Genomic DNA, 23,402 nt, shown 5'->3' on the forward strand with positions numbered 1-23,402 from the left:
GCTGTGGCGGAAACGGTTCGACTGATCGTAGGCCTGGGTAACCCGGGCCGCGAATACGAGGACACCCGCCACAATGCCGGCGTCTGGTATGTGGACGCCCTGGCCCGTCGCCAGGGCGTTTTCCTTTCTGAAGACAAGAAATATTTCGGCCTTACCGGCACCTTTACCTTCGAAGGCGAAACCATTCGTCTGCTGGTCCCCACGACCTTTATGAACCGCAGTGGTCAGGCCACCGCCGCTCTGGCGAACTTCTTCAAGATACCTGTCACCCAGATTCTCGTCGCCCACGACGAACTGGACCTGCCCCCCGGCTGCGCCCGCTTCAAGCAAGGCGGCGGCCATGGCGGCCATAACGGGCTGCGCGACATTATCAGCAAGCATGGCAACAGCCGTGACTTCTATCGGCTGCGCATCGGCATCGGCCACCCCGGCTCCGCTGACCGCGTCACCCCCCATGTGCTCAACAAGCCCTCCCAGGCCGATCGCGACCTGATCGACCGCGCCATCGACGAAGCGGTCTATCACACCGCCGACATGCTGCGCGGGGATTTGAACGGGGCAATGAACCGACTCAACGGGTTCAAGGCTTAAAGGCAGGTACGAGTTGCGAGCAGCGGGTTTCGAACACCGCAAACCCGCGCCTACCTCATCACTGATTCTTACCTATCTTCCGCGTACCTCGCCAGCAGCCACTCTCCGGCTGGCCGGGATCGCCATTTTTCGATCTGTTTGCGCAACGCTGGCGACAGTGTTGTTTCATCGAACAAGTCCCAGGGCGAACCTTTCGGGCTCACCAATGGCGCCATCATGCTGGCAGCCGTGATATCCGCCAGACTGAAGCGATCGCCAACCAGATATTGCCCCTTGCCTTTCTTCAGCTCGCTCTCCAACAGTGCCAAGCCCTCCTCAACGCGCTGTTCGGATCGCATCACCCATTGCGGATTGATGGCATAGCCGCGCCGAATGGCCTCCCGAACCAGCGGCCTGGCCACCCGTTCCAGGGGGCCGGGCAAGCCGCAATCGCCCACCAGGGCTCTCATCACTTCCGGCCGATCAAGGACCTGGCCGTACACCCAACGCCGAACATGGACGCCATAGCGATCAAACTGCTGCTCCAGCTCAATCACCCGGGCGCGGGCATCACTGGCCCGTGGCAACAGTGACGGCTCCGGGTAATATTTCTCCAGGTAATAGGCAATCCGGGTGGAGTCACTGATCCTGCGTTTACCGTCGCGCAGCAGGGGCACCGTATTGGCGCGGGCCAGCCACTGGGTACGCACCCGGTGGGCCACGGGCAACAGATTGGCCGTTCGGTACGCCAGGCCCTTGTGGTCCAGCTGCCAACGGGACTTCTCGCAGTAATGAGAGATCGGGAACTGGTAAAGGATGCGCTCGGCCATGGTGACTCTTGTTCAGTTGACGGACTTGCAGTCTAGCCCGCCCCCGCCATGTCGGTAGCGGCAACAGCGCCTGGTACAGTCGTCCCGCCAGCAACCCCCGGGTTCGCCGCGAAATGCCCGGCGGTGGTCGCTTTTTGAACCCGCCTTGAGTAGCATTGCGCCCTCGAAAAACGGAGGTCTGTTATGGGTTTCAAATGCGGTATCGTCGGTCTGCCCAACGTGGGCAAATCCACCCTGTTCAACGCGCTGACCAAAGCGGGGATTGATGCCGAGAACTTCCCGTTCTGCACCATTGAGCCCAATACCGGTGTGGTTCCGGTGCCAGACCCCCGTCTGGACAAGCTCTCCGCCATTGTCAGCCCGGAACGGATCATGCCCGCCACCATGGAATTCGTGGATATCGCCGGCCTGGTGGCCGGGGCGTCCAAGGGCGAAGGCCTGGGCAACAAGTTTCTGGCCAATATCCGTGAAACCGATGCCATCGCCCATGTGGTGCGCTGCTTCGATGACGAGAACGTGATCCATGTGTCCGGCAAGGTGTCCCCCCTGGACGACATCTCCGTGATCAACACCGAGCTGGCCCTGGCCGACCTGGATACGGTGGAAAAAGCCCACCTGCGGGCCACCAAGGCCGCCAAGGGACAGGACAAGGATGCCAAAGGCCTGCTGCCGGTACTGGACAAGGTGCTGCCCGTTCTCAACGAAGGTGAACCGGCCCGCTCCGTGGATCTGAACGATGATGAGCGCAAGGCCATCAAGAGCCTGAACCTGCTGACCCTGAAGCCGACCATGTACATCGCCAACGTGGACGAAGGCGGCTTTGAGGACAACGCCCTGCTGGACGCCGTGCGCGAACTGGCGGAGAAGGAAAATTCCTCCGTGGTGCCTATCTGCGCCAAGATCGAATCGGAAATTGCCGAGCTGGACGACGAAGAAAAGGCCGACTTCCTGGCCGACCTGGGCATGGAAGAGCCGGGCCTGAACCGGGTCATCCGTGCCGGCTTCAACCTGCTCGGTCTGCAGACCTACTTCACGGCGGGCAAGAAGGAAGTGCGCGCCTGGACCGTCCGTGTTGGCGCCACCGCCCCCCAGGCCGCCGGTGTGATCCACACCGATTTCGAAAAAGGTTTCATCCGCGCCGAAGTCACCGCCTATGAAGACTACATCGAGCATAACGGCGAAGCCGGCGCCAAGGATGCCGGTAAATGGCGCCTGGAAGGCAAGGAATACATCGTCAAGGATGGGGATGTCGTGCACTTCCGGTTTAACGTCTGAGTCGCAAGTTAAAAGTTGAAAGTTCAAACACGGGCCAAGTTCGCCATGTGTTGAAACGAAAGAGGCCGCGCCCAAACCTTGGGCGCGGCCTCTTTGCTTTCCGCTCACACTAAAACCGTCTCGCGTTTCAACTTTGCACTTTCAACTTGAAACGGCTCTTCAATCTGTTCCGCCGGCATTCACTGGCTCGAAATCCTCGTCCTTCAATTCCGGCAGTTTCTCGTCACAGCCCTGAATGCCCTGCTTCTTCAGATTGGTGCAGACCCGGTCCAGCTTGTTGTCGACCGCGTGCATGTGATCGAGCAGCAGGTGGATGGCTTCGGCTACCGGGTCCGGCATATCGTTGCTGACCCCATAGGCCTGGAATCCGATTTTTTCTGCCATCTGCTGGCGGTTCTTTTCCTGTTCCGTGATCGGCTTGCTGACCACCCGGCCGGGGATACCGATGACGGTGGCGCCTTCGGGGACTTCCTTGGTGACCACCGAGTTGGAACCGATCTTGGCATTCTTGTGCACGGTAAACGGCCCCAGCACCTTGGCGCCGGCACCGACCACCACACCGTCCTCCAGGGTCGGATGGCGCTTGCCCTTGTTCCAGCTGGTGCCGCCCAGGGTAACGCCGTGGTAGAGCGTCACGTCATCGCCGATTTCCGCGGTTTCGCCGATCACCACGCCCATGCCGTGATCGATAAAGAAGCGTCGACCGATCTTGGCACCAGGGTGGATCTCGATACCCGTCATCCAGCGGGCGAAAGTGGAAACAAATCTCGCCAGCTGCTTGAAGTTCCGTTTCCACAGGGCGTGGGCGAGGCGGTGGAACAGCACGGCGTGCAGGCCCGGGTAGTTCAGCAACACCTCCAGGGTGTTACGTGCCGCCGGGTCCCGGTGGAATACCGACGCGATGTCCTCGCGTACTCGATCAAACATAGATACCTCGTCTCAGGCGTAACCGGTTGGATACCACGGGGAGCGGGAACTATTCCCCGTCATTCCGCGGCATTTTTCTTTCCAGCGCCACCAGCACACCACGCAGAATGCTCATTTCCATTTTGTCCGGTCGCGCGCGCATAAACAAACGGCGCATGCGCGTCATGACCTGGCCCGGCTGCTGCGGATTCAGGAAACCGCTTTGCGCCATGACCTTTTCCAGATGATCGAGAAAACCGGCCACGGCCTCGTTACTGGCCAGTGGCTCATCCCAGAACATCTCCGGCAGCGGCATGGCCTCGCGGCGGGAACGGGCTTCCTTCAGATCAAAATCGTCTCCCAACAGAGCCATGCGCAGCTCGTAACTGATTAATTGGACCGCCGACGCCACATTCAAGACCCCGTACTCGGGATTGGTGGGCACGCTCACATGCAGATTGCAGCGGCGCAGCTCATCATTGGTGAGCCCGCGGTCCTCGCGACCGAACAGCACCGCAATACGGGTGTCATCCGGCTCGTGGGACAATTGCGCCGCCAGTTGCCGGGGCGTGAGGCACGGCCAGGGGATACGACGCTGACGGGCGCTGGTGCCGATTACCAGGGTGGCCCCCTCCAGGGCTTCGTCCAGGGTCTGGCAGACCTGCGCAGCTTCCAGCACATCCCCGGCCCCGGAGGCCCGGGCGGTGGCTTCCACGGACGGATAATCCCGCGGCTGTATCAGCCTCAGGTCCGACAGCCCCATGGTTTTCATGGCCCGGGCTGCGGCACCGATGTTGCCGGGATGGGTGGTTTCCACCATCACAATACGCACATTTTCTAGCATGTAAGGTACCTGTACACGGGTCTGGCCGGAAAAGGCGGCAATGTTATCATGAGAAACTGCCAATTATCCCTTGCCCGAGAGGCCCCGGTGCCCGGGAAAGGCAATTAAGCGGTTTCCAACGCTGCCCTGAACGCACCGGCTCTGCTACAATCCGCGCCCCGGCAAGGCACCCTGCCCGCCGGCGCTCTTTGACAACTTTTTTGAGGACAGATGCATGCATGCGCCGCAAGTGAATATTGCCCTGCGAGCCGCCCGTCAGGCGGGTAACCTGATTCGTCGTGCCGCCGAAAGCAATGACCCGTTATCTGTCAGCAAGAAAGGCATGAACGACTTCGTCACCGAGGTGGACCGGGCTGCCGAACAGCGCATCATCGAAGTCATCCTCAAGGCCTACCCGGATCACAGCATTCTCGCCGAGGAATCCGGCGAAATCCGCGGCAAGGGTGACGGGGCAGACTTTCAGTGGGTGATCGACCCCCTGGACGGCACCACCAACTTCATCCATGGCTTCCCCCAGTACTGCGTCTCCATCGCCCTGAAATACAAAGGGAAACTGGAACACGCCGTGATCTATGATCCCAACCGGGATGAAGAATTCACCGCCAGCCGTGGTCGTGGCGCCGCCCTCAACGGGCGCCGTATCCGTTGCACCAACCGTCCCGGCCTGGAAGGCTGTCTGATCGGCACCGGTTTCCCGTTCCGTAAAGACCAGGCGCCGCATATGGACGCCTACCTGGGCATGTTCGCCGACATCGCCGCGTCCACCGCCGGCCTGCGCCGCCCGGGCTCTGCCGCCCTGGACCTGGCCTGGCTGGCCGCCGGTCGCCTGGACGGCTTCTTCGAATTCGGCCTGTCCGAGTGGGATCTGGCCGCCGGCGCCCTGTTGATCACCGAAGCCGGTGGCCTGGTAGGCGACCTGAGCGGTGGCCACAAATTCCTGGAAAGCGGCGGCATCGTCGCCGGCAGCCCGAAGGTCTTCAAAGGGTTGCTGCAGAAGATCAAACCGCACCTGAACGACGGATTGCGGCGGTAGATTTTCTATCGGACATCGCGGTAGTCGCGCCGCTTGAGGCGCGAATCGGCAAAATCCGAGGCGAGTCCCGAGAAGCGAGTCGCGAAAGGCGATACGGACTTCGGTTGTGATTTTCGTTACTCGCTTCTCGGGACTCGCTCCGTCTCATTCGCGCCTCAAGCGGCGCCCCTACAGCCGTATTGTTGCAACCCCTCCCTGCGCTCATCCCGTCTTTTCCTTAGACCCCGAACCGATTTTTTGCTTCCGGCATGGACATCTCTCCTTGCTTTGCTAGCGTAATACGCAACACGGTGCAAAAAGCTCGGGAGATAAACGATGACGGTTACCCTCACTGACAACGCCCTGTTTCGCCAGCAGTGCTATATCAATGGCCACTGGTGCGATGCGGATGACGGTGCCACCTTCACCGTGACGAACCCGGCCACTGATGACAGCCTGGGCACCTCTCCGCGAATGGGAGAAGCAGAAACCCGCCAGGCCATCGACGCCGCCCACGGGGCTTTTCCTGCCTGGCGGGATCTGCCCGCTGCACAGCGCGCCACGCTCCTTGAGGCCTGGCACGATCTGATGATGGAACACCAGGACGACCTGGGCCGGCTGATGACCCTGGAGCAGGGCAAACCCCTGGCCGAGGCCAAGGGCGAAATCGCCTACGCCGCCTCCTTCCTGAAATGGTTCGCCGAAGAGGCCCGGCGCGCCTACGGCGACACCATCCCGGCACCCAAAGCCGGTCAGCGAATTGTGGTGATCAAGCAACCCATTGGTGTGACCGCAGCGATTACCCCCTGGAATTTCCCTTCCTCCATGATCACCCGCAAGGCCGGCGCCGCCCTGGCCGCAGGCTGTACCATGGTGGTCAAACCCGCCAGTGCCACCCCCTACTCCGCCCTGGCACTGGCCGAGCTGGCGGAGCGCGCAGGGATCCCCGCAGGCGTGTTCAACGTGATTACCGGCAGCGCCGGGGCCATTTCCACTGCCCTCACCGACTCTCCCATTGTCCGCAAGCTGAGCTTCACCGGCTCCACGGAAGTGGGCTCCAAACTGATGGCCCAGTGCGCCAAGCACATCCAGAAAGTGTCCCTGGAACTGGGAGGCAACGCCCCCTTCATCGTCTTTGACGATGCCAATCTGGACAAGGCCGTGGAAGGCGCCATGGCCAGCAAGTTCCGCAACACCGGTCAGACCTGCGTCTGCGTCAACCGCTTCCTGGTGCAGGACAGCATCCACGATGCCTTCGTGGAAAAACTGAAAACTGCCATCGAAGCCATGAAAGTCGGCGACGGCCTTGAGGAGGGCGTCAGCCAGGCGGCCCTGATCAACCGGGATGCCGCCGACAAGGTCATGGAGCATCTGGAAGACGCCTTGGGCAAGGGCGCCAAGGTGGTTACCGGCGGCCAGCGCCATGAGCGCGGCGGCAGCTTTGTACAGCCCACCCTGATCACCGGCGTGACCACCGATGCGCAGCTCTGCCAGGAAGAAACCTTTGGCCCGCTGGCCGCTGTGATTCCATTCCGCACCGAAGAAGACGCCATTCGCATCGCCAACGACACCCCTTACGGTCTGGCCGCCTATTTCTACAGCGACAACATCCACCGTTGCTGGCGCGTGGCCGAAGCGCTGGAAAGCGGCATGGTAGGTGTCAACGAAGGCCTGATTTCCAACGCGGCCGCCCCCTTCGGTGGCGTCAAGGAATCCGGTCTGGGCCGGGAAGGCTCCCACCAGGGCATGGATGAATACCTGGAAGACAAGTACCTGTGTATGGGTAGCTAACCTAACAACAGCTTCACGAGACACACTGCAAGCTGAGCATTAACGCATCGCTTGCAGAAACCGGAGCGCTTCACCTCCGCGCACACAGGCTTGCATCGCGGGCATCCATTGCCGCCACTGCCAGGACAGCCCGTATTGCAGCGTGGAGAGAGCGACCTGCAGCTGATAAGGAGGCGGAATGGGACAAGCGTTGAACATCGCCCTGCTTCCCGGTGACGGCATCGGCCCGGAAGTGACGGATGTGGCAGAGGCGGTCCTGAACCTGCTGATCCAGCGCTACCAGCTGCCGTTAGGATATACCCGCTTTGACTGGCCGTCCCACGCCTGGCATCAGGCCCATGGGGAGATGATGCCCGGCGACGGCGTGGCGCAGCTTCGCGAGTTTGATGCCATGCTGCTGGGCGCTCTGGGGGATCCGGGCCCGCTAGAAGACCCTTCCCGTTTTGTCCTGTCCGACAGCGTGTCTTTGGCACCGTTACTGGCCCTGCGCAAACAGCTCGACCTGTGGGCCTGCGAACGCCCTGCCCACTGGCTGCCCGGCGCGCCCCAGTATCTGGCCGATCCACGCGCCCGCGAAGTGGATATGCTGGTGATTCGCGAAAACAGCGAAGGCGAATACAGCGGCCAGGGCGGGCGGCTGGCGCCGGGCACTGCTCAGGAAGTGGCCACCCAGGTGGAGGTGTTTACCGCCCGCGCCACCGAACGACTGATCCGCCATGCCTTCCAGCGGGCCCGTCAACGGGCCGCCCAGCGCGGAACACCCCGTCAGTTCAAGAACGGCAAGCACGCCCAGGTATGCCTGATCACCAAGCGCAATGCCCAACCTTTCTGGGGCGATCTGTATACGGATACCTTTCAGCGCATCGCCAACGAATTTCCCGACGTGGACACTCACCACGAGCTGGTGGATGCGGCCTGCATGAAGTTCGTGCAGTGCCCCTGGCGCTTCGACGTGGTGGTCGCCAGCAATCTGCACGGTGACATTCTTACCGACCTGGCAGCGGTATTGTGCGGCGGACCGGGGCTGGCCCCATCCGCCAACCTGAACCCGGATGAACCCACGCTGCCCGCCCTCTTTGAACCGGTGCACGGCAGCGCCCCGGACATTGCCGGCCAGAACCTGGCCGACCCCCGCGCCACCCTGATGAGCCTGGCCATGTTGCTGGAAAATCTGGCCCACCATCACCCGGCCATCGGCAGTGCGGCACAACATCTGCATGACCTGATTCAGGCGGACCTGGCCCGCGAGGCGAACGGTGACCCTTTTTCAGGCACCCGGGAAACCGGACAACGGCTATGCCAGTGGCTGGCAGCCTGACGCTGCGCCGGCAAGCCAACAACAGAAAGGAGGCACTATGAGTCACCTGTCCCCCCTGCTGGTGCAATCCAGCGGTATTTGTGCCGAGCGCGGCGAAGGAAACTGGCTCTACGACGAGGATGGCAACCGCTGGCTGGATTTCACCTCCGGGATCGGTGTCACCTCCACCGGTCACTGTCATCCGAAAGTGGTGGCTGCGGCTCAGGAGCAGGTCGCCAAACTGGTCCATGCACAATATGCCACCGTCAAACACCCCAATATGGTTGAACTGACGGATCGGCTCTACAAGCATCTGCCCGCCCATATGGATGCTGTGGCGTTTTCCAATTCCGGCAGTGAGTCCGTGGAAGCAGCATTCCGCCTGGCACGACAGGCTACCGGTCGCCCCAACATTGTGGTGTTTCGTGGCGGTTTTCATGGCCGGACCATGGGCGCGGCGTCGTTGACCACCTCCAATAACAAGGTGCGCACCGGTTGGGCACCGCTGATGGCGGGCGTGTCGGTTGCCCCCTTCCCCCATGCCTACCGCTACGGCTGGGACGAAGACACTACCGTGGACTTCTGTCTGGGAGAACTCGATCACCTGATGATCACCGAGTGCAACCCCAAGGACACGGCGGCCATCATCATCGAACCGGTACAGGGCGAGTACGGCTACTACCCGGCGCCGAAACGTTTCATGGAAGGACTGCAGGCACGCTGCAAGGAACATGGCATCCTGCTTATCGTCGATGAAATCCAGGCCGGCTACGGGCGCACCGGCAAGTTCTGGAGTCACGAACACAGCGGGGTGTCCGGGGACATCCTGATTACCGCCAAGGGGTTGGCCAGTGGTTACCCCCTGTCTGCCATCGCTGCCAGCAAATCCCTGATGGACAAGGGCTACCCGGGCTCCCAGGGCGGCACCTACGGCGCCAACGCGGTTGCCTGCGCTGCCGCCATCGCCACGCTGGACGTTATCGAAGAAGAAGGGCTGGTAGAGCATGCCCGCGAGATGGGTGACTATCTGCTGGAGAAGCTCACGGCGGTTCAGCAGGATTTCCCCTGTATCGAAGAGATACGCGGCCAGGGCCTGATGCTCGGCGCCGAGATCACCCGCTCCCCGGGGGTGGCAGACGGCGAACACGCCGCGGCCATTCTCAAGGCCTGCGAGAAAGATGGCGTCCTGCTGCTCCGCTGTGGACACAAGGGCCAGGTGGTTCGCTGGCTGCCTGCGCTCAACGTGACTCGCGAGGAAATCGATATTGCCGTGGGCACCTTCGCCAAGGCGATTGCCAGCACATGCAAGAACCAGGATAAACGCTGCTCAGGCTGCAAAAGCTGAATTCGAAAGCCACCGGAAAGTGAAAGAGTCGCATTATGAGCAAACCGGTAATTACGGTGCTGATGGCCGAGGATGAACCCTCCATGCCCGGGCTTGAAGCCCTTGCGGGGCAAGCGGAGGTTCGCGAGGCCCGGCATCGGGAGGAGCTGGAAGCCGCCCTTCCGGAAACGGAAATTTTGCTGGTGACCGATTTCCGCACCGAGATGCTGCAGGAAGTCTGGCCCGATCCCTGCAAAATTCGCTGGATACACGCCACCAGCGCGGGGGTGGATGCCCTGATGATTCCCCAAGTGCGTGACAGCGACATTCCTGTCACCAATGCCAGAGGTATTTTTGACAGGGGTATTGCCGAATATGTGCTCGGCGCCATGTTGCTGTTTGCCAAGGACACGCTCACCAACCTGTCGCTGATGAAGGAACACCGCTGGCAGCACCGGGAAACCCGTCTACTGCGAAACAGCCGGGCCTTGGTGGTAGGTGCCGGCTCCATTGGCCGGGAAGTGGCAACCGTACTGGGCGCCCTGGGCGTCAGCGTAGTGGGCACCGCCCGCAACGCCCGGGAGGATGCAGCGTTTGAGCGGGTGCATGCCCAACAGGATCTGCCCGATCTTCTCCCTGAAGCGGATTACGTCATCATTACCGCACCACTGACGCCGCAAACCGAAGGGCTGTTCGACGCTGACCAGTTCCTGCGCATGAAGCCCGGTGCGGTACTGATCAATGTGGGGCGCGGCCCCATCGTGGAAACGTCAGCGCTGCTGGCCGCCCTGCAAAGCGGGCATCTGGGCGGCGTTGCTCTGGACGTGTTCGAAGAAGAACCCCTGCACGCCAACCACCCGCTCTGGGATGAACCCAAGGCCATGCTGTCCGCCCATATGGCCGGGGACTTTATCGGCTGGCGAGCCGCGCTGGGTCAGCAATTTGTCGATAACTTTCAACGCTGGCAGAAAGGGGAACCGCTCAACAACCCGGTCAGCAAGGAGCACGGCTACGTCAGTAATGCCTGAGGCAAGAGCCTGACCGCAGCCCTACGCAGAGAAACACAGGATTAGCGTCAACCAGGAGTGATGCCGATGAGCAAGGAACTACTGACCATGAGCGCCCAGGCGCTGAAAGCCGCCTACCAGACCGGCGCCCTCTCCCCCGTAGAGGTTTGCTCCAACCTGCTGGACCATATCGAAAAGCATGACCCGGCCCTGAATGCCTGGTGCCTGATTGACCGCGATACCACCCTGCAATGGGCCCGTGAATCCGAACAACGCTATCAGCAAGGCACTCCGGAAGGGTTACTGGATGGCGTACCGGTGGCCGTCAAGGATGTCTTCCTCACTCCCATGTGGCCGACCCTGAAAGGCTCCAAAACCATCGACCCTGCCTCTACCCTGAACAAACGCTCCCCGGCGGTGGCCGCTCTGGAGCGCCATGGCTATGTCCCTCTGGGCAAGACCACGACCCCGGAGTTCGGCTGGAAAGGGATTACCGACAGCCCCTTGTGCGGGCCCACCAACAACCCCTGGGACCCATCCAAAACCGCCGGCGGCAGCAGCGGCGGCAGTTCCGCCGCGGTCTCCGCGGGCATGGCCCCACTGGCGCTTGGCACCGATGCCGGCGGCTCTATTCGCATCCCCGCCAGCTTCTGCGGCATCGTCGGCCACAAGCCCACTTTCAGCGAGGTCCCGCACTGGCCCGCCAGCCCGTTTGGCACCCTCGCCCACGCCGGCCCCATGACCCGTTCCGTGGCGGACGCCGCCCTCATGATGAACGTGATGTGCGAAGCCGATGCCCGCGACAGCCTGGCCGCCCCCCGCCGTCATATTGATTATCTGGCGGCGCTGGACCAACCCATGAAGGGCCTGAAAATCGCCATGAGCACCAACCTGGGTTATGTGGATGTGGATCCGGATATCGAGAAAGCGTTCAAGGACGCCGCCAGGGTATTTGAAGATCTGGGCGCCACCATCACTGAAGCCGACCCCGGATTCAGCAATCCGCTGGCCGCGTTCAGTCACCTTTTCTATAGCGGTGCGGCCAATGCCATGCGTGATCTCGGTGAGCGCCAACGCAGCCTGATGGACCCGGCGTTGATTGAAGTCGCCACCAAGGCCGAGAAACTCTCCATGCTGGATTACCTGGGCGCCATGAACGAGCGCATGGCGGTCAGCGAACGCATGGCGGTCTTTCACACCAAATACGATTTGCTGATTACTCCGACCCTGCCTCTTGGGGCGTTCGACACCAACCGCGAAGTACCGGTGGACTGGCCCAGCACCCGCTGGCCCACCTGGACCCCATTTACCTATCCGTTCAACCTGACTGGCCAGCCGGCACTGTCAGTGCCCATGGGGCTGGACAGCAAGGGCCTGCCCATGGGGCTGCAGATTGTCGGTGCCCGTTTCGACGATGCCCGGGTCCTGGCCGCCGGGCACGCCTTCGAGCAAGCCAAGCCATTCACCCTGTTGCCACCATTGCTGCAACACTAGACACGTGTTTTGCGGCGCGCCGTCGCCGCCGCCTGAAGAGCGGCGCATCAAAAAGAAGGAGCACATGATGGGCAATATCAATCTGGATACGGATTTCTACGAAAGCGAAGACCCGATCTGGAACCCGGCGCTGCTCACCATTCCGGTGCCGGGCATTCGTCGCATGGTGAATCTGGCATCGGACCTGGACAATGTCATCCATCTCTCCATTGGCCAACCGGATTTCAAGCCCCCGGGCCATGTTATCCAGGCCGCCGTGGATGCCCTCAACGCCGGGCAGACCGGCTACACCATGGACGCGGGCCTGCCGGAACTGCTCGAAGCCCTGGCTGAATACTACAGCCACCGGTACCAACGCCCGCTGGTGCCGGAAAACCTGATGATCACCACCGGCGCCACCGAGGCGATCTATCTGGCGCTCACCGCCACTTCTGCACCCGGGCGGGAGTTCATCGTGCCCGACCCGTCATTCATGCTGTACGGCCCCCTGATCCGCATGAATGGCGGCACCGTAAAGACCATTGCAACCCGGGCAGAGAACAACCATCAGCTTGACCCCCAGGAAGTGATTGATGCCATGGGGCCGAATACCTTTGCCGTGGTCCTCAATTCCCCCAGCAACCCCACCGGCACCATCTACCCACGGGAAACCATTGAAGCCATCGTGGAAGAAGCGGCCTACCGGGGCATTCATGTGATCAGTGACGAGGTCTATGACCACCTGATCTATGACGGTCGGGATTACCCCAGCGTGCTGTCCTGCTGCTCGGACCTGGACCATGTGATGGTGATCAGCAGCTTCTCGAAAACCTTTTCCATGGCCGGCATGCGCATCGGCTGGCTGATCGGCAGCCAGGGCGCCATCAAGAAATTGCGTCGCTACCACATGTTCACCACCACGGTAGCCAACACCCCCTGCCAGTGGGCCGGGGTTGCTGCGCTGCGCGGCAGCAACGACTTTATTGACAGCATGGTGGCGGAATACCAGCATCGTCGGGACCGGCTGGTGGAACTGGTGGAACAGACCCCGTACCTGACCGGATACCAGCCTGATGGCGCCTTTTATTTGTTCCCGTCGCTGCCGGATGGGGTGGACGGCGCCAATGTGGCCCTGAAAATGCTGCGCGAAACCGGCGTCTGCACCATCCCCGGCGACACCTTCGGGGAAGCCGGCAAACACGCCCTGCGCATCAGCTATTCCACCTCCCTGGACCAGATCGAGGAAGCCTTTGAACGCATCATCCCGTGGATGAAAAAACAGAACTTCGGGTAAAAGGCGAGGTGCGAGTCACGAGAAGCGAGTCGCGAAAGGCGAAAGGCGAAACCGGTTTTGTCGTAACTCGCATCTACAGAAACAAAAAAGCCGCGAACAATCGCGGCTTTTTTGGGTTTAGCTATTAACGATGAATTGTTAACTATTCACTGCTTTTACGGTGTTTCATCCAGCTCTTCCGGTTCCGGAATCAGGAAATCTTCCTTGGTCACCTTCATCATGAACAGAATGTTGGTGACCACGTAGATGGATGAATAGGTACCCACCAACACCCCGACGATCAGGGCTTCGGAAAACGCCTTCATCACTTCACCGCCGAAGAAGAACAGCGCCACCAATACCAGCAGGGTGGTCAAGGAGGTATTGATGGTCCGGGTCAGCGTCTGGTTCACCGCACCATTGATAATGGCTTCCGGATCCGTTTCCCGGGTATTGCGGAACTCGTCTCGAATCCGGTCCGCCACTACGATGGAGTCATTCAGCGAGTAACCAATCAGCGCCAGCACCGCCGCCAGCACCGTCAGATCAAATGGCCACTGCAACAGTGAAAACAGACCCAGCACGACAATCACATCGTGGAACAGGGCCACCACCGTCGCCACACCGAACTTGTTGGAAAAACGAAACCAGACGTAGAGCATCATCAAGCCCAACGCCAGCAGCATGGCCGTACCGGATTCATCACGCAGTTCATCGCCCACCTGTGGGCCGACAAACTCCACCTTCAGCAATTCCAGATCACTGTTCTCAGCCTTGAGTGCATCGAATACCACGTAGCCGATCTTGTCCGCATCCACGCTGTCTTTTGGCGCCACACGGATATTCACTTCCTTGGGCGAACCATAATGCTGGACCACCGCGTCGCCGAAACCGGCCTCGGACAGATCCGCTCTTGTCTGCGACAGCTCCACATCCACCGGACTTTTCACCACGATGGTAGTACCACCAGTGAAATCCAGGCCCAGATTCAGGCCCCGGGTCACCAACAGCACCACAGAGATCACTACCAGCGCGATGGAAAGGATTCCCAGAGGTTTCCGGGCACCCATAAAATTGACGTTCATTTCTGCCTTACTCATCGCCATCACCGCCTCAGATACTCAGTTTGGCCGGTGCACGGGCACCGCGACCGTAGATCATTTCCACCATGGCACGGGTGCCGATGATGGACGTGAACATGGAAGTGAGAATGCCGATGAACAGGGTTACCGCGAACCCCTGTACCGACCCGGTACCGGCAGCAAACAGGATCACCGCCACGATCAGGGTGGTGATATTGGCATCCAGAATGGTGGTGAAGGCCTTGCCGTAGCCCTCTTCAATGGCTTGCAGCGGCTTGAGGCCACGGCGCAGATCTTCTTTCACCCGCTCGAAAATCAGCACGTTGGCGTCCACCGCCATACCCACGGTCAGTACGATACCGGCAATGCCGGGCAGGGTCAGGGTTGCACCGGGAATCAGTGACATGATGCCAACGATGATCACCAGGTTGCCGAGCAGGGCCACATTGGCCACCAGGCCAAACACCTTGTACCAGACCACCATAAAGATCAGCACCAGGACCAGGCCCAGCGCCATGGACTTGAGGCCGGCTTCGATATTTTCCGCACCCAGGCTCGGGCCCACGGTACGCTCTTCGACAATGCTCACCGGCGCCGCCAGAGAACCGGCACGCAGCAGCAGGGCCAGCTCGGAGGCTTCCGCCGGGTTGTCCAGACCGGTGATGCGGAAACGGCTGCCCAGGGTATCCTGAATGGTGGCCACGTTGATCACGTACTTGTCCGTGGTGCTGACCATCTTGTCCACGGTGTTGCCATCGGCATCGGTGGTCTTCTGGACATCGGTCTTGGTCTCGATGAACAGCACCCCCATGGGGTTACCCACATTCTTGCCGGTGATGCGCTGCATGCGCTTGGCGCCATCCCCGTCCAGCGTCACATTCACTTCCGGTGAACCGTTCTGCTGATCGAAGCCCATACGCGCATCAATGACCTGGTCACCGGTGGCGATCTTGGACTTGCTCAAGGCAACAATACGGCCTTCCTGGCCCTTGAAGGGGAAAAACTCCAGCCCCGGGGGTGCTACCCCGGTGCGCAGGCGCGCAGACGACACGCTGTTGTCCACCAGGCGAAATTCCAGGGTCGCGGTACGACCAAGGATCCGGCGGGCCTGGGACGCATCCTGAATCCCCGGCAACTGCACCACAATCCGGTCGGAGCCCTGGCGCTGCACCACGGCTTCCGCCACACCCAGTTCGTTGACCCGCTTGTTCAGGGCGGTGCGGTTCTGATCCACCGCATAGTCCTGCATTTCCTTGAGCGCACTGTCATTCAGTGTCAGCACCACTTCCGGGCTGTCACCCGCCGGCTTCATGGCAAAGTTATCCAGTGCGCGGCGCAATGGCGCCCGGGCCGCATCGGCGGCCACCTGATCTGCAAAGGTGGCAGTAATGGTGGTGCCATCCACCGCCACGCTGCGATAGCGAACCCCGGCATCACGCAGGGTCAGCTTGGCATTCCCCGCCCAGGCTTCCATGCGGCTGGTCACCACGTCGTCCATATCCACCTGCAGCAGGAAATGCACCCCGCCCCGCAGATCCAGCCCCAGGTTCATGGGGCTGGCACCCACAGCACGCAGCCATTGGGGGGTGGTCGCCGCCAGGTTCAAGGCCACCACGTAGTTATCGCCCAACAGGTTGGCCGCGATTTCCCGTGCGCGAAGTTGTGCCTCCGTATCATCCAGGCGGACCAGCAGCGAGGTACCAACCGTTTCACCTGGCCCGTGGTTGAGACCGGCATCATCCAGAGCGCCAAGCACCCTCTGACGAGCCACATCGGTGACTTCACCACCGGCCTCTGCGTGGCTGATCTGGATGGCAGGCGCATCGGGGTAAAGATTGGGGAGCGCGTACAGGCCGCAGACGATCAGAGCGGTCAGTAGCAGGAAAAATTTCCAGCGGGGGTAGCGGGTCATAATACTTTCCGGTGTTGCCGGTCCTTGGGCCCGGGAATGAAAAGCGCTGCGCGCTCACCCCCGGGCAAAACAGGTTTTTTGAGCCTGTAAAAAGCCCCGTACAGGACGGGGCTGACCGTTGTTTTTAGATGGACTTGATGGTGCCTTTGGGCAGGGTTGCCTGGACACTGCCTTTCTGCAGTTTGATTTCCAGGTTATTGCTGATTTCCACCACCACGAAGTCATCGGTCACCTTGCTGATACGGCCCAGGATGCCGCCGCTGGTGACCACTTCGTCGCCCTTGCTCAGGCTTTCCACCAGGTTTTTGTGCTCCTTGGCGCGTTTTTGCTGGGGACGAATCAGGAAGAAGTAGAACACCACCATCATCACCACCAGCATGATCAGCTCCACACCGCCCGGGCCCGCAGGCGCAGCCGCATAAGCCGGGGAAATCAGGCCGGTGGCCAGCAAGGCCAGGATGGAACGCATTGCGATTTTCATTGATTACTCCAAGTTTTCAATAAGCGAAGGGTGCCCCGAATAGCCGGTTGCACCCTACAGCGCGGGGGTTTGCTGGCCTCGCGCTGCATAGAAGTCGTCCACAAAGGCGGACAATGTACCCCCTTCAATGGCCCCCCGCAATCCAGCCATCAGGCGCTGATAATAACGCAGGTTATGGATGGTATTGAGTTGGGAGCCCAGCATTTCGTTGCAGCGGTCCAGATGGTGCAGATAGCTGCGAGAGAAATGCTGGCAGGTATAGCAGTCACAGTCCGATTCCAGGGGAGCCAGATCATGACGATGCCGGGCGTTGCGGATTTTCACCACGCCTTCGGCGGTAAACAGGTGACCGTTACGGGCATTCCGGGTGGGCATCACACAATCAAACATGTCTACGCCGCGCCGGACTGCTTCCACGATATCCTCCGGCTTGCCCACGCCCATCAGGTAGCGGGGGCGATCCGCAGGCATGTGGGGCGTCAAGTTGCCCAGGGTACGCAGCATGTCCTCCTGGGGCTCTCCCACGCTCAACCCGCCAACGGCATAACCGTCAAAGCCGATGTCCACCAGCCCGGCCAGGGATTCCCGACGGAGAGTGTCATACATGCCGCCCTGTACGATACCGAAGCAGGCTGCATCATTCCCTTCATGGGCGTCTTTGGAACGCCGGGCCCAGCGCAGGGACAGCTCCATGGAATCCCGGGCTTGCTGTTCGGTGGCCGGGAAAGGCGTGCATTCATCAAAGATCATGCAGATATCACTGCCCAGAGAGCGTTGTACCTGCATGGCCTTTTCCGGGGTCAGTTCCACCTTGTCGCCGTTGATGGGGTTCTTGAACACCACCCCCTGCTCGGAAATCTTGCGCATCTCGCCCAGGCTGAACACCTGGAAACCGCCGGAGTCGGTAAGAATCGGTTTATCCCATTGCATAAAGCCATGCAGGGAACCATGGGCCTCGATCACTTCAGTGCCCGGGCGCAACATCAGGTGGAAGGTATTGCCCAGGCAGATCTCGGCACCGGTATCGGCCAGATCCTTCGGCAACATGCCCTTGACGGTGCCATAGGTGCCCACCGGCATAAAGGCGGGGGTCTGGATAGTACCGCGGGGAAAGGTGATCTGCCCGCGCCGGGCGGCACCATCGGTGCCGCTGAGAGAAAAGTGCATTCGAGACATTTAACGCCCCTCTGCGGGAGGCATCTCCACCCGCTCGATAAACATGGCATCGCCATAGCTGAAAAACCGGTACTGCGCATCAATGGCCGCCTGGTAAGCAGCCATGACCCGTTCGCGGCCCGCAAAGGCACTAATCAGCATCAGCAGAGTGGATTTGGGAAGATGGAAATTGGTGACCAGGCAATCCACCAGCCGGAAACGGTAACCCGGATAAATGAAGATATCGGTCTCCCCCTGCCCCGCCATCAAGGCCCCGGACTGACTGGCCGCCTCCAGGGCCCGCAACGCGGTGGTGCCCACTGCCACTACCCGGCCACCCCGGGCATGGGCCTGCGCCACCTGCTCCACCAGTGAATCGGGGATCTGGTAGCGCTCACTGTGCATGTGGTGGTCTTCCACCTTGTCCACCCGCACCGGCTGGAAGGTCCCCGCGCCTACATGGAGGGTGACGAAACCGATATCCACCCCGTGCTGCTCCAGCGCCGCCAGCATCTCGTCATCAAAATGCAGGCCGGCGGTGGGCGCCGCCACGGCGCCCGGCTCCCTGGCATAGACGGTCTGGTAGCGCTCCATGTCCCCGGCTTCATCCGGCCGGTCGATGTAAGGCGGCAACGGTACGTGACCAATACGCTCGAGCGCCTCGAGCAAGGTGTCACAGCCATGGAACACAAGAATGAACAGGGCATCCCGGCGGCCAGTGACCTGGGCTCGCACGCCGTCATCAAACTGCAGCCAGGAACCCGGCTTCGGCGATTTGGAAGCCCGCACATGGGCCAGCGCCTCACGGTCATCCACCACCCGCTCGATCAGGACTTCCACCTTGCCGCCGCTTTCCTTCTGGCCAAACAGACGAGCGGGGATCACCCGGGTATCGTTAAAAATCAGCAGATCGCCGGGCCGCACGTGAGAAAGCAGATCCGGGAATTGCTGATGCTGGAGGGCATCACGGGTGAGAGCCAGCAAGCGGGCATCGCGTCGCTCGGCAGGCGGGTGGCGGGCAATCAGCCCGTCCGGGAGAGCAAAATCAAAATCGTCGACGTTCACGTACTGTACCGGCACGGAAGCTATTGGGGGTGGCAAGGATACCTGCTCTGCCACGAGGAAAAAACACCCTTCATCAAGACCTCTACGGCGGCCTCGCGAATAAAGTGCGAGGGGAAAATCAGCTCTTCTTCGGCTTTTTCGGCAATTCCACCGTGGCAGTGGCGGACAGGCGGTCGTGCAGTGTCTGGTGAGGAGCAATCAGCACCACCAGATAACCAGCGCCGAATAGCGCCCAGGAAACACAGGCGCCCAGAAAACGGACCACGGTCTGCCACAGCTTGACCGACCCACCCCGATAATCCTGCACCTGCAGCCGCCAGGCACGCATACCCAGCGTCTGGCCGCCGCGCATCCAGAACCAGGCATAAAACAGCCAGGTTTCCACCAGCAATAGCGGCAACAGAATGCCTTTGAGAAAACCCGGTGCCGCACGGGTCACACCGTTGATGGATTCTTCCGGCAAACCGGTATGGGGATATACCAGCACAAAAATACCCGCGGTCACGAACCACAGGGCCATCACCAGAAAACCGTCATACACCAACGCCATCAGACGTTTGAGCAAACCGGCAGGTTGCAGCTTCTCCATCAGGTCACTCCATTCCGCGTCGGGCCATCGTGATGCGCCCATAAAAAAGCCCGCGCGAAGCGGGCTTTTTTATCATTTGGTACAGAGGCCGGACTCAAATACCGCCCTAACCCTCTGAATCCACTAAATATTAAAAAGCCTTTTAAGGTGTTGGCCCCGCTGTTGGCCCCACTGAAAATGACCTAAAAATGGGACCCGAACCCCTTGCGGGCGGCAGTATAGCGCAGGCATCCAAAACAAGTCATTGAACAGCGAAAAACCATGGGTTCTTCCGATCTCAGTCTGGCGCTCCATCTTTATCTGACATCGGCTTGGGCCATAGCCTGGCCGTATGCACCAATGTAAGCACCCAAACTGCCTCCTGATAAACCTCATAGACCAGCCGATAATGTTCATGGGGGAACAGTTCCCGCGTGCCAGGCACCTCCCCCTCTCTCCCCATCTCGGGGTGGTCTGCCAGCAATCTTGCCGCCTCCGAGAACCGCATATCCATGTCACCTGCCGCAACCGGATTATTCGCCGCGATATACTCCCAGATTGCGAGACGGTCTTTCTGGGCCTGAGTGGTCCAGATTACCCTCATGCGCCAGCCTTACCGTCACCCACCCCAGCAGCCCTGCGTGCCGCGAAATCAGCCTCCACCTCATCGTTGGAGCGCCCCTCACCAGCCAGCATCTCTGCCCGACCGGCTTCCACCTTGCCCCTCAGAAAATCCTGGTATTCCTGTTCCTGCCGCTTACGCGAAATGTAGCCACGCATCAATTCACGCACGATTTGCGAAGCCGGCCGATGCTCCGCCTCTGCCACAGCAATAAATTCAGCCCGGAGTTCAGACTCCAGCTTCATTGTGAAAACCGCTTCTTTGCTCATGGCCGACCTCACGACTAGATACTAACAACGTATATACCTCGTTAGTATTTCAGCTCTGAATGCCAATATAAAGCCCCTGCCGAAGTAAAGGCAGCCAGTATGAACACGACACCAGCCCCTAACTGGCGGCCCACGATTCCAGATTTTTTCAGGCATATATCACCTCCATGAAGCCAGGAAGGAATGGCCTTCCTGACCCCATTTCATGGAGGTTTCATGATCATTCAATGTCCGTCCTGCCGCTCTATCCGGGTCGCCGCCTTGCAGAATGGCCGTAAGGTTGGCGGCTCTGTTGGAACTGTTGCTGGCGCAGCCAGCGGCGTTGCCATGGCGACTAGCGGAGCTCGCGTAGGAGCCACCGTCGGCATGGCGTTTGGGCCTGCGGGCTCTGCCATCGGCGGCATCGCCGGTGCGGTGCTTGGTGGGCTGGCGGGAGGTGTGGCTGGCGGTGAGGCCGGTGCTGCCCTGGGCGCCAAGCTCGACGATACCTATCTCGACAACCTGGAATGCCTGGATTGCGGGCACAGTTTCCGCCTTGATTCTGAGTAACCCCTCTTCCCTTTGCTCATTACTCCGAAGCCCGCCCTGTGCGGGCTTCTTTATGCCCCTTTGGAGGCTTGAATGGATATTCCCACTTTCGTAAAGAACGAGCAGGGCCTGTACCACGTACAGGGCTGCGTTAAACCCGAGGAGATAGTCAGTACCGCGGCCACCATCCTGCTGGATGACCTGACGAGCCGGGAAGCGCTCACGGCGCCCACCGATGTCGCGCAGTTCTTACAGCTGGCGCTGGCCCAAGAGAAGAACGAAGTCTTCTCCGCCATCTTCCTCAACAACAAACACAAGGTGCTCAGTTTCGAGACCCTGTTCACCGGCACCATTGATGGCGCGGCGGTGTATCCCCGTGTGGTGGTGCAGCAGGCCCTGGCCTGCAATGCCGCCGCCGTGATCTTTGCCCACAACCACCCCTCCGGCTGCTGTGAGCCCTCACGGGCAGATCAGCAAATCACCAAGCGCCTGTCTGACGCCCTCGCGCTGATTGATGTCCGGGTACTCGACCACTTTGTGGTGTCCCGTTCCGAGTGGGTCAGCCTGGCCGAACGCGGCATGGTTTAACCCCTTCCTTTCTCATCACCCTCTCATTATTCATTGGAGATTCACCATGGCACATCTTGTCGAAAACATGGCCTATGTGGGCCGCACACCCTGGCACGGACTGGGCAACCAGCTGGCCAGCCAACAACCGCTGGAAGTCTGGATGCGAGAAGCCGGCATGGATTGGGAGATCCGTGAGACCCCGGTGCGCTTTATCAGTAGCGAGGCAGGCGCTCTCGGGCAGATCTCCTCCTTTCCGGATCAGAAAGTGCTGTTCCGCTCCGACAATCAGGAGCCCCTATCGGTAGTGAGCAACCGCTTCAAGGTGGTTCAGCCCCGTGAGGTACTGGAGTTCTACCGCGATCTCACCGAGCAATCCGGCTTTGAGCTGGAGACGGCGGGCGTCCTGAAAGGGGGCCGCAAGCTGTGGGCGCTGGCTCGCACTGGGCAAACAGGCTCCTTGGCAGGCAATGACCAAACCAACGGCTACGTGCTGCTAGCCACCGCCTGTGACGGCACCCTGGCGACCACGGCGCAGTTCACCAGTATCCGGGTGGTGTGTAACAACACCCTCGCGGTAGCGCTGAATGGCAACACGCATGCGGTGAAGGTACGCCACAGCACCACCTTCGATCCGCAAGCGGTGAAGCAGCAGCTGGGGATCTCCGTCTCAGCCTGGGATGACTTCATGTATCGCCTGAAAGCCTTGAGCGAGCGGCGCATCACCCGCAAGACAGCCGAGAAGGTCATGCAGACCATCTTCACGGATACCGGCTATCAGCCACCGGGTATGCCTGTGAAGGCCAACGAACAGGCCATGAAGAAAGCCATGGCCCTGTATGAGGGTGCTGGTCGCGGGTCTGAGCTGGCGTCCGCCAAGAACACGGCCTACGGCCTGCTCAATGCGGTCACCGAATTCGTGGACCATGAGCGTCGGGCTCGCAGTACCGACAACCGGCTGGACTCCGCCTGGTTCGGCAAAGGCGCCCAGATCAAGCAACGCGCTCTGGAGCAAACCTCCCTGCTGGTCGCCTGATACCGGCCTGATCTTTCTTCCCCCCCCCTCTCTCTTTTCCCGCTTAAAAGAAAATCTGGAGAACACCATGAATCTGAAATGGCTCTGCCGCCTGTTGGCGGTATGGGACTGTCGCCCTATGCCTGCTGAATTGGCAGCGGTATGGGGCGCGTTCCTACATGAAGGCTTGATGTGCCATCCCGTCGATCCTGGCCGGCCCCGCCGGATACTGGAAGCCTGGGACAGTGGCTGCATCGAGCTGATCATCGCGTCCTGTGAATACCTGGACCCGCTTTGGCAGACGGTCTCCCACATCTGGTATCAGCCCCGTGGCCGCCCCGGCATCTTCGAGTACGAAGTGGTCAGCGAGTTAGGCGAGTGGCTGGGTGAGCAACTGCTCACTACTGGCCATCTGCCAAGCAACAAGCAGGCTGAGCGTTATATCGAAGCACTGGTGAATGACTTCTTCGAGATTGGCGAGGAAGCCCCTTCCTCTTCAGGTCGCGCCACATAATGGCATTTGGCTATCGCCCTCG

The 23,402-nt window shown here is 60.5% G+C and carries 24 protein-coding genes; 13 read left to right on the top strand and 11 right to left on the bottom strand.

From position 1 onward, the window contains the following. The first annotated feature begins 3 nt into the window (after window positions 1–3). Window positions 4–591 (top strand): aminoacyl-tRNA hydrolase, encoded by a 588-nt coding sequence (gene pth / locus C4S63_RS03340; RefSeq protein WP_103916732.1) that lies wholly within the window; start codon window positions 4–6, stop codon window positions 589–591. Window positions 592–659: 68 nt separating this feature from the next. Here pth and C4S63_RS03345 read toward each other — a convergent pair whose 3' ends face one another. Beyond that, window positions 660–1,400 carry a glutathione S-transferase family protein gene (locus C4S63_RS03345; protein ID WP_103916684.1) on the bottom strand — a complete coding sequence of 247 codons (741 nt, stop codon included), beginning with the start codon at window positions 1,398–1,400 and terminating at the stop codon, window positions 660–662. Window positions 1,401–1,583: 183 nt separating this feature from the next. Here C4S63_RS03345 and ychF point away from each other — a divergent pair, with 183 nt between their 5' ends. Then, on the top strand, window positions 1,584–2,675 hold the full coding sequence (gene ychF / locus C4S63_RS03350; RefSeq protein WP_062816650.1) for a redox-regulated ATPase YchF: 1,092 nt from the start codon (window positions 1,584–1,586) through the stop codon (window positions 2,673–2,675). Between the two features lie 159 nt (window positions 2,676–2,834). On the opposite strand, the gene cysE is transcribed toward ychF, so the two are convergent. Then, entirely contained in the window at window positions 2,835–3,602 is a 768-nt protein-coding gene (gene cysE / locus C4S63_RS03355) for a serine O-acetyltransferase (RefSeq protein ID WP_062816649.1), read from the bottom strand. A gap of 49 nt (window positions 3,603–3,651) precedes the next feature. Then, window positions 3,652–4,425 carry an RNA methyltransferase gene (locus C4S63_RS03360; RefSeq protein WP_063509304.1) on the bottom strand — a complete coding sequence of 258 codons (774 nt, stop codon included), beginning with the start codon at window positions 4,423–4,425 and terminating at the stop codon, window positions 3,652–3,654. 214 nt (window positions 4,426–4,639) lie between these two features. On the opposite strand from C4S63_RS03360, the gene suhB reads away from it, so the two are divergent. The 7 genes from suhB (at window position 4,640) to C4S63_RS03395 (ending at window position 13,623) form a co-directional block, all read left to right on the top strand. Further along, a complete protein-coding gene (suhB, locus tag C4S63_RS03365; RefSeq protein WP_062816648.1) occupies window positions 4,640–5,458 on the top strand; it encodes an inositol-1-monophosphatase in 819 nt (272 codons plus the stop codon). A gap of 315 nt (window positions 5,459–5,773) precedes the next feature. Beyond that, window positions 5,774–7,228 (top strand): NAD-dependent succinate-semialdehyde dehydrogenase, encoded by a 1,455-nt coding sequence (locus tag C4S63_RS03370; RefSeq protein WP_062816647.1) that lies wholly within the window; start codon window positions 5,774–5,776, stop codon window positions 7,226–7,228. A gap of 178 nt (window positions 7,229–7,406) precedes the next feature. After that, window positions 7,407–8,546, top strand: a complete 1,140-nt coding sequence (locus C4S63_RS03375; RefSeq protein WP_103916685.1) for an isocitrate/isopropylmalate dehydrogenase family protein — start codon at window positions 7,407–7,409, stop codon at window positions 8,544–8,546. A 37-nt stretch (window positions 8,547–8,583) separates the two neighbouring features. Then, entirely contained in the window at window positions 8,584–9,870 is a 1,287-nt protein-coding gene (locus C4S63_RS03380; protein ID WP_062816645.1) for an aspartate aminotransferase family protein, read from the top strand. 35 nt (window positions 9,871–9,905) lie between these two features. After that, window positions 9,906–10,877 carry a D-2-hydroxyacid dehydrogenase gene (locus C4S63_RS03385; RefSeq protein WP_103916686.1) on the top strand — a complete coding sequence of 324 codons (972 nt, stop codon included), beginning with the start codon at window positions 9,906–9,908 and terminating at the stop codon, window positions 10,875–10,877. A 66-nt stretch (window positions 10,878–10,943) separates the two neighbouring features. Next, window positions 10,944–12,350, top strand: a complete 1,407-nt coding sequence (locus C4S63_RS03390; protein ID WP_062816643.1) for an amidase — start codon at window positions 10,944–10,946, stop codon at window positions 12,348–12,350. A gap of 64 nt (window positions 12,351–12,414) precedes the next feature. Continuing rightward, a complete protein-coding gene (locus tag C4S63_RS03395; RefSeq protein WP_062816642.1) occupies window positions 12,415–13,623 on the top strand; it encodes a pyridoxal phosphate-dependent aminotransferase in 1,209 nt (402 codons plus the stop codon). A 155-nt stretch (window positions 13,624–13,778) separates the two neighbouring features. On the opposite strand, the gene secF is transcribed toward C4S63_RS03395, so the two are convergent. The 8 genes from secF to C4S63_RS03435 all read right to left on the bottom strand — a co-directional run bounded on the left by secF (window position 13,779) and on the right by C4S63_RS03435 (window position 20,756). Then, a complete protein-coding gene (gene secF, locus C4S63_RS03400) occupies window positions 13,779–14,702 on the bottom strand; it encodes a protein translocase subunit SecF (protein WP_062816641.1) in 924 nt (307 codons plus the stop codon). A gap of 13 nt (window positions 14,703–14,715) precedes the next feature. Then, on the bottom strand, window positions 14,716–16,596 hold the full coding sequence (gene secD / locus C4S63_RS03405; protein ID WP_062816640.1) for a protein translocase subunit SecD: 1,881 nt from the start codon (window positions 16,594–16,596) through the stop codon (window positions 14,716–14,718). 124 nt (window positions 16,597–16,720) lie between these two features. Further along, complete coding sequence (gene yajC / locus C4S63_RS03410; RefSeq protein WP_231865998.1) at window positions 16,721–17,077, bottom strand: preprotein translocase subunit YajC; 357 nt, start codon at window positions 17,075–17,077, stop codon at window positions 16,721–16,723. Between the two features lie 54 nt (window positions 17,078–17,131). Beyond that, on the bottom strand, window positions 17,132–18,244 hold the full coding sequence (gene tgt, locus C4S63_RS03415) for a tRNA guanosine(34) transglycosylase Tgt (RefSeq protein WP_063509307.1): 1,113 nt from the start codon (window positions 18,242–18,244) through the stop codon (window positions 17,132–17,134). Between the two features lie 9 nt (window positions 18,245–18,253). Further along, window positions 18,254–19,297: a tRNA preQ1(34) S-adenosylmethionine ribosyltransferase-isomerase QueA gene (gene queA, locus C4S63_RS03420; protein WP_103916733.1), complete on the bottom strand. Its 1,044-nt coding sequence runs from the start codon at window positions 19,295–19,297 to the stop codon at window positions 18,254–18,256. A gap of 118 nt (window positions 19,298–19,415) precedes the next feature. Continuing rightward, window positions 19,416–19,886, bottom strand: coding sequence for an RDD family protein (locus tag C4S63_RS03425; RefSeq protein WP_062816638.1), 471 nt, complete (start codon window positions 19,884–19,886; stop codon window positions 19,416–19,418). A 277-nt stretch (window positions 19,887–20,163) separates the two neighbouring features. Further along, window positions 20,164–20,469, bottom strand: a complete 306-nt coding sequence (locus tag C4S63_RS03430; RefSeq protein ID WP_035460536.1) for a type II toxin-antitoxin system RelE/ParE family toxin — start codon at window positions 20,467–20,469, stop codon at window positions 20,164–20,166. After that, a complete protein-coding gene (locus tag C4S63_RS03435; RefSeq protein WP_035460534.1) occupies window positions 20,466–20,756 on the bottom strand; it encodes a hypothetical protein in 291 nt (96 codons plus the stop codon). Before C4S63_RS03435 ends, C4S63_RS03430 begins: the two co-directional genes overlap by 4 nt. A gap of 216 nt (window positions 20,757–20,972) precedes the next feature. Here C4S63_RS03435 and C4S63_RS03440 point away from each other — a divergent pair, with 216 nt between their 5' ends. From C4S63_RS03440 to C4S63_RS03455, 4 genes are all read left to right on the top strand, one after another. Further along, entirely contained in the window at window positions 20,973–21,305 is a 333-nt protein-coding gene (locus tag C4S63_RS03440) for a hypothetical protein (RefSeq protein ID WP_103916734.1), read from the top strand. Window positions 21,306–21,377: 72 nt separating this feature from the next. Continuing rightward, complete coding sequence (gene radC / locus C4S63_RS03445; protein WP_103916687.1) at window positions 21,378–21,872, top strand: DNA repair protein RadC; 495 nt, start codon at window positions 21,378–21,380, stop codon at window positions 21,870–21,872. Between the two features lie 46 nt (window positions 21,873–21,918). Continuing rightward, window positions 21,919–22,887 (top strand): DUF932 domain-containing protein, encoded by a 969-nt coding sequence (locus tag C4S63_RS03450; RefSeq protein WP_103916688.1) that lies wholly within the window; start codon window positions 21,919–21,921, stop codon window positions 22,885–22,887. Between the two features lie 67 nt (window positions 22,888–22,954). Next, window positions 22,955–23,380 carry a hypothetical protein gene (locus tag C4S63_RS03455; RefSeq protein WP_103916689.1) on the top strand — a complete coding sequence of 142 codons (426 nt, stop codon included), beginning with the start codon at window positions 22,955–22,957 and terminating at the stop codon, window positions 23,378–23,380. The last annotated feature ends 22 nt before the right edge of the window (window positions 23,381–23,402 follow it).

Source organism: Alcanivorax sp. DSM 26293 (assembly GCF_900107995.1).
Classification (GTDB): Bacteria; Pseudomonadota; Gammaproteobacteria; order Pseudomonadales; family Alcanivoracaceae; genus Alcanivorax.

Excerpts from the sequence above, each read along its gene's own strand:
- C4S63_RS03345 (WP_103916684.1), bottom strand. The coding sequence starts at position 1,400 with ATGGCCGAGCGCATCCTTTACCAGTTCCCGATCTCTCATTACTGCGAG.
- ychF (WP_062816650.1), top strand. The coding sequence starts at position 1,584 with ATGGGTTTCAAATGCGGTATCGTCGGTCTGCCCAACGTGGGCAAATCC.
- cysE (WP_062816649.1), bottom strand. The coding sequence starts at position 3,602 with ATGTTTGATCGAGTACGCGAGGACATCGCGTCGGTATTCCACCGGGAC.
- C4S63_RS03360 (WP_063509304.1), bottom strand. The coding sequence starts at position 4,425 with ATGCTAGAAAATGTGCGTATTGTGATGGTGGAAACCACCCATCCCGGC.
- suhB (WP_062816648.1), top strand. The coding sequence starts at position 4,640 with ATGCATGCGCCGCAAGTGAATATTGCCCTGCGAGCCGCCCGTCAGGCG.
- C4S63_RS03370 (WP_062816647.1), top strand. The coding sequence starts at position 5,774 with ATGACGGTTACCCTCACTGACAACGCCCTGTTTCGCCAGCAGTGCTAT.
- C4S63_RS03375 (WP_103916685.1), top strand. The coding sequence starts at position 7,407 with ATGGGACAAGCGTTGAACATCGCCCTGCTTCCCGGTGACGGCATCGGC.
- C4S63_RS03380 (WP_062816645.1), top strand. The coding sequence starts at position 8,584 with ATGAGTCACCTGTCCCCCCTGCTGGTGCAATCCAGCGGTATTTGTGCC.
- C4S63_RS03385 (WP_103916686.1), top strand. The coding sequence starts at position 9,906 with ATGAGCAAACCGGTAATTACGGTGCTGATGGCCGAGGATGAACCCTCC.
- C4S63_RS03390 (WP_062816643.1), top strand. The coding sequence starts at position 10,944 with ATGAGCAAGGAACTACTGACCATGAGCGCCCAGGCGCTGAAAGCCGCC.
- C4S63_RS03395 (WP_062816642.1), top strand. The coding sequence starts at position 12,415 with ATGATGGGCAATATCAATCTGGATACGGATTTCTACGAAAGCGAAGAC.
- secF (WP_062816641.1), bottom strand. The coding sequence starts at position 14,702 with ATGAGTAAGGCAGAAATGAACGTCAATTTTATGGGTGCCCGGAAACCT.
- secD (WP_062816640.1), bottom strand. The coding sequence starts at position 16,596 with ATGACCCGCTACCCCCGCTGGAAATTTTTCCTGCTACTGACCGCTCTG.
- yajC (WP_231865998.1), bottom strand. The coding sequence starts at position 17,077 with ATGAAAATCGCAATGCGTTCCATCCTGGCCTTGCTGGCCACCGGCCTG.
- tgt (WP_063509307.1), bottom strand. The coding sequence starts at position 18,244 with ATGCACTTTTCTCTCAGCGGCACCGATGGTGCCGCCCGGCGCGGGCAG.
- C4S63_RS03425 (WP_062816638.1), bottom strand. The coding sequence starts at position 19,886 with ATGGAGAAGCTGCAACCTGCCGGTTTGCTCAAACGTCTGATGGCGTTG.
- C4S63_RS03430 (WP_035460536.1), bottom strand. The coding sequence starts at position 20,469 with ATGAGGGTAATCTGGACCACTCAGGCCCAGAAAGACCGTCTCGCAATC.
- C4S63_RS03435 (WP_035460534.1), bottom strand. The coding sequence starts at position 20,756 with ATGAGCAAAGAAGCGGTTTTCACAATGAAGCTGGAGTCTGAACTCCGG.
- C4S63_RS03440 (WP_103916734.1), top strand. The coding sequence starts at position 20,973 with ATGATCATTCAATGTCCGTCCTGCCGCTCTATCCGGGTCGCCGCCTTG.
- radC (WP_103916687.1), top strand. The coding sequence starts at position 21,378 with ATGGATATTCCCACTTTCGTAAAGAACGAGCAGGGCCTGTACCACGTA.
- C4S63_RS03450 (WP_103916688.1), top strand. The coding sequence starts at position 21,919 with ATGGCACATCTTGTCGAAAACATGGCCTATGTGGGCCGCACACCCTGG.
- C4S63_RS03455 (WP_103916689.1), top strand. The coding sequence starts at position 22,955 with ATGAATCTGAAATGGCTCTGCCGCCTGTTGGCGGTATGGGACTGTCGC.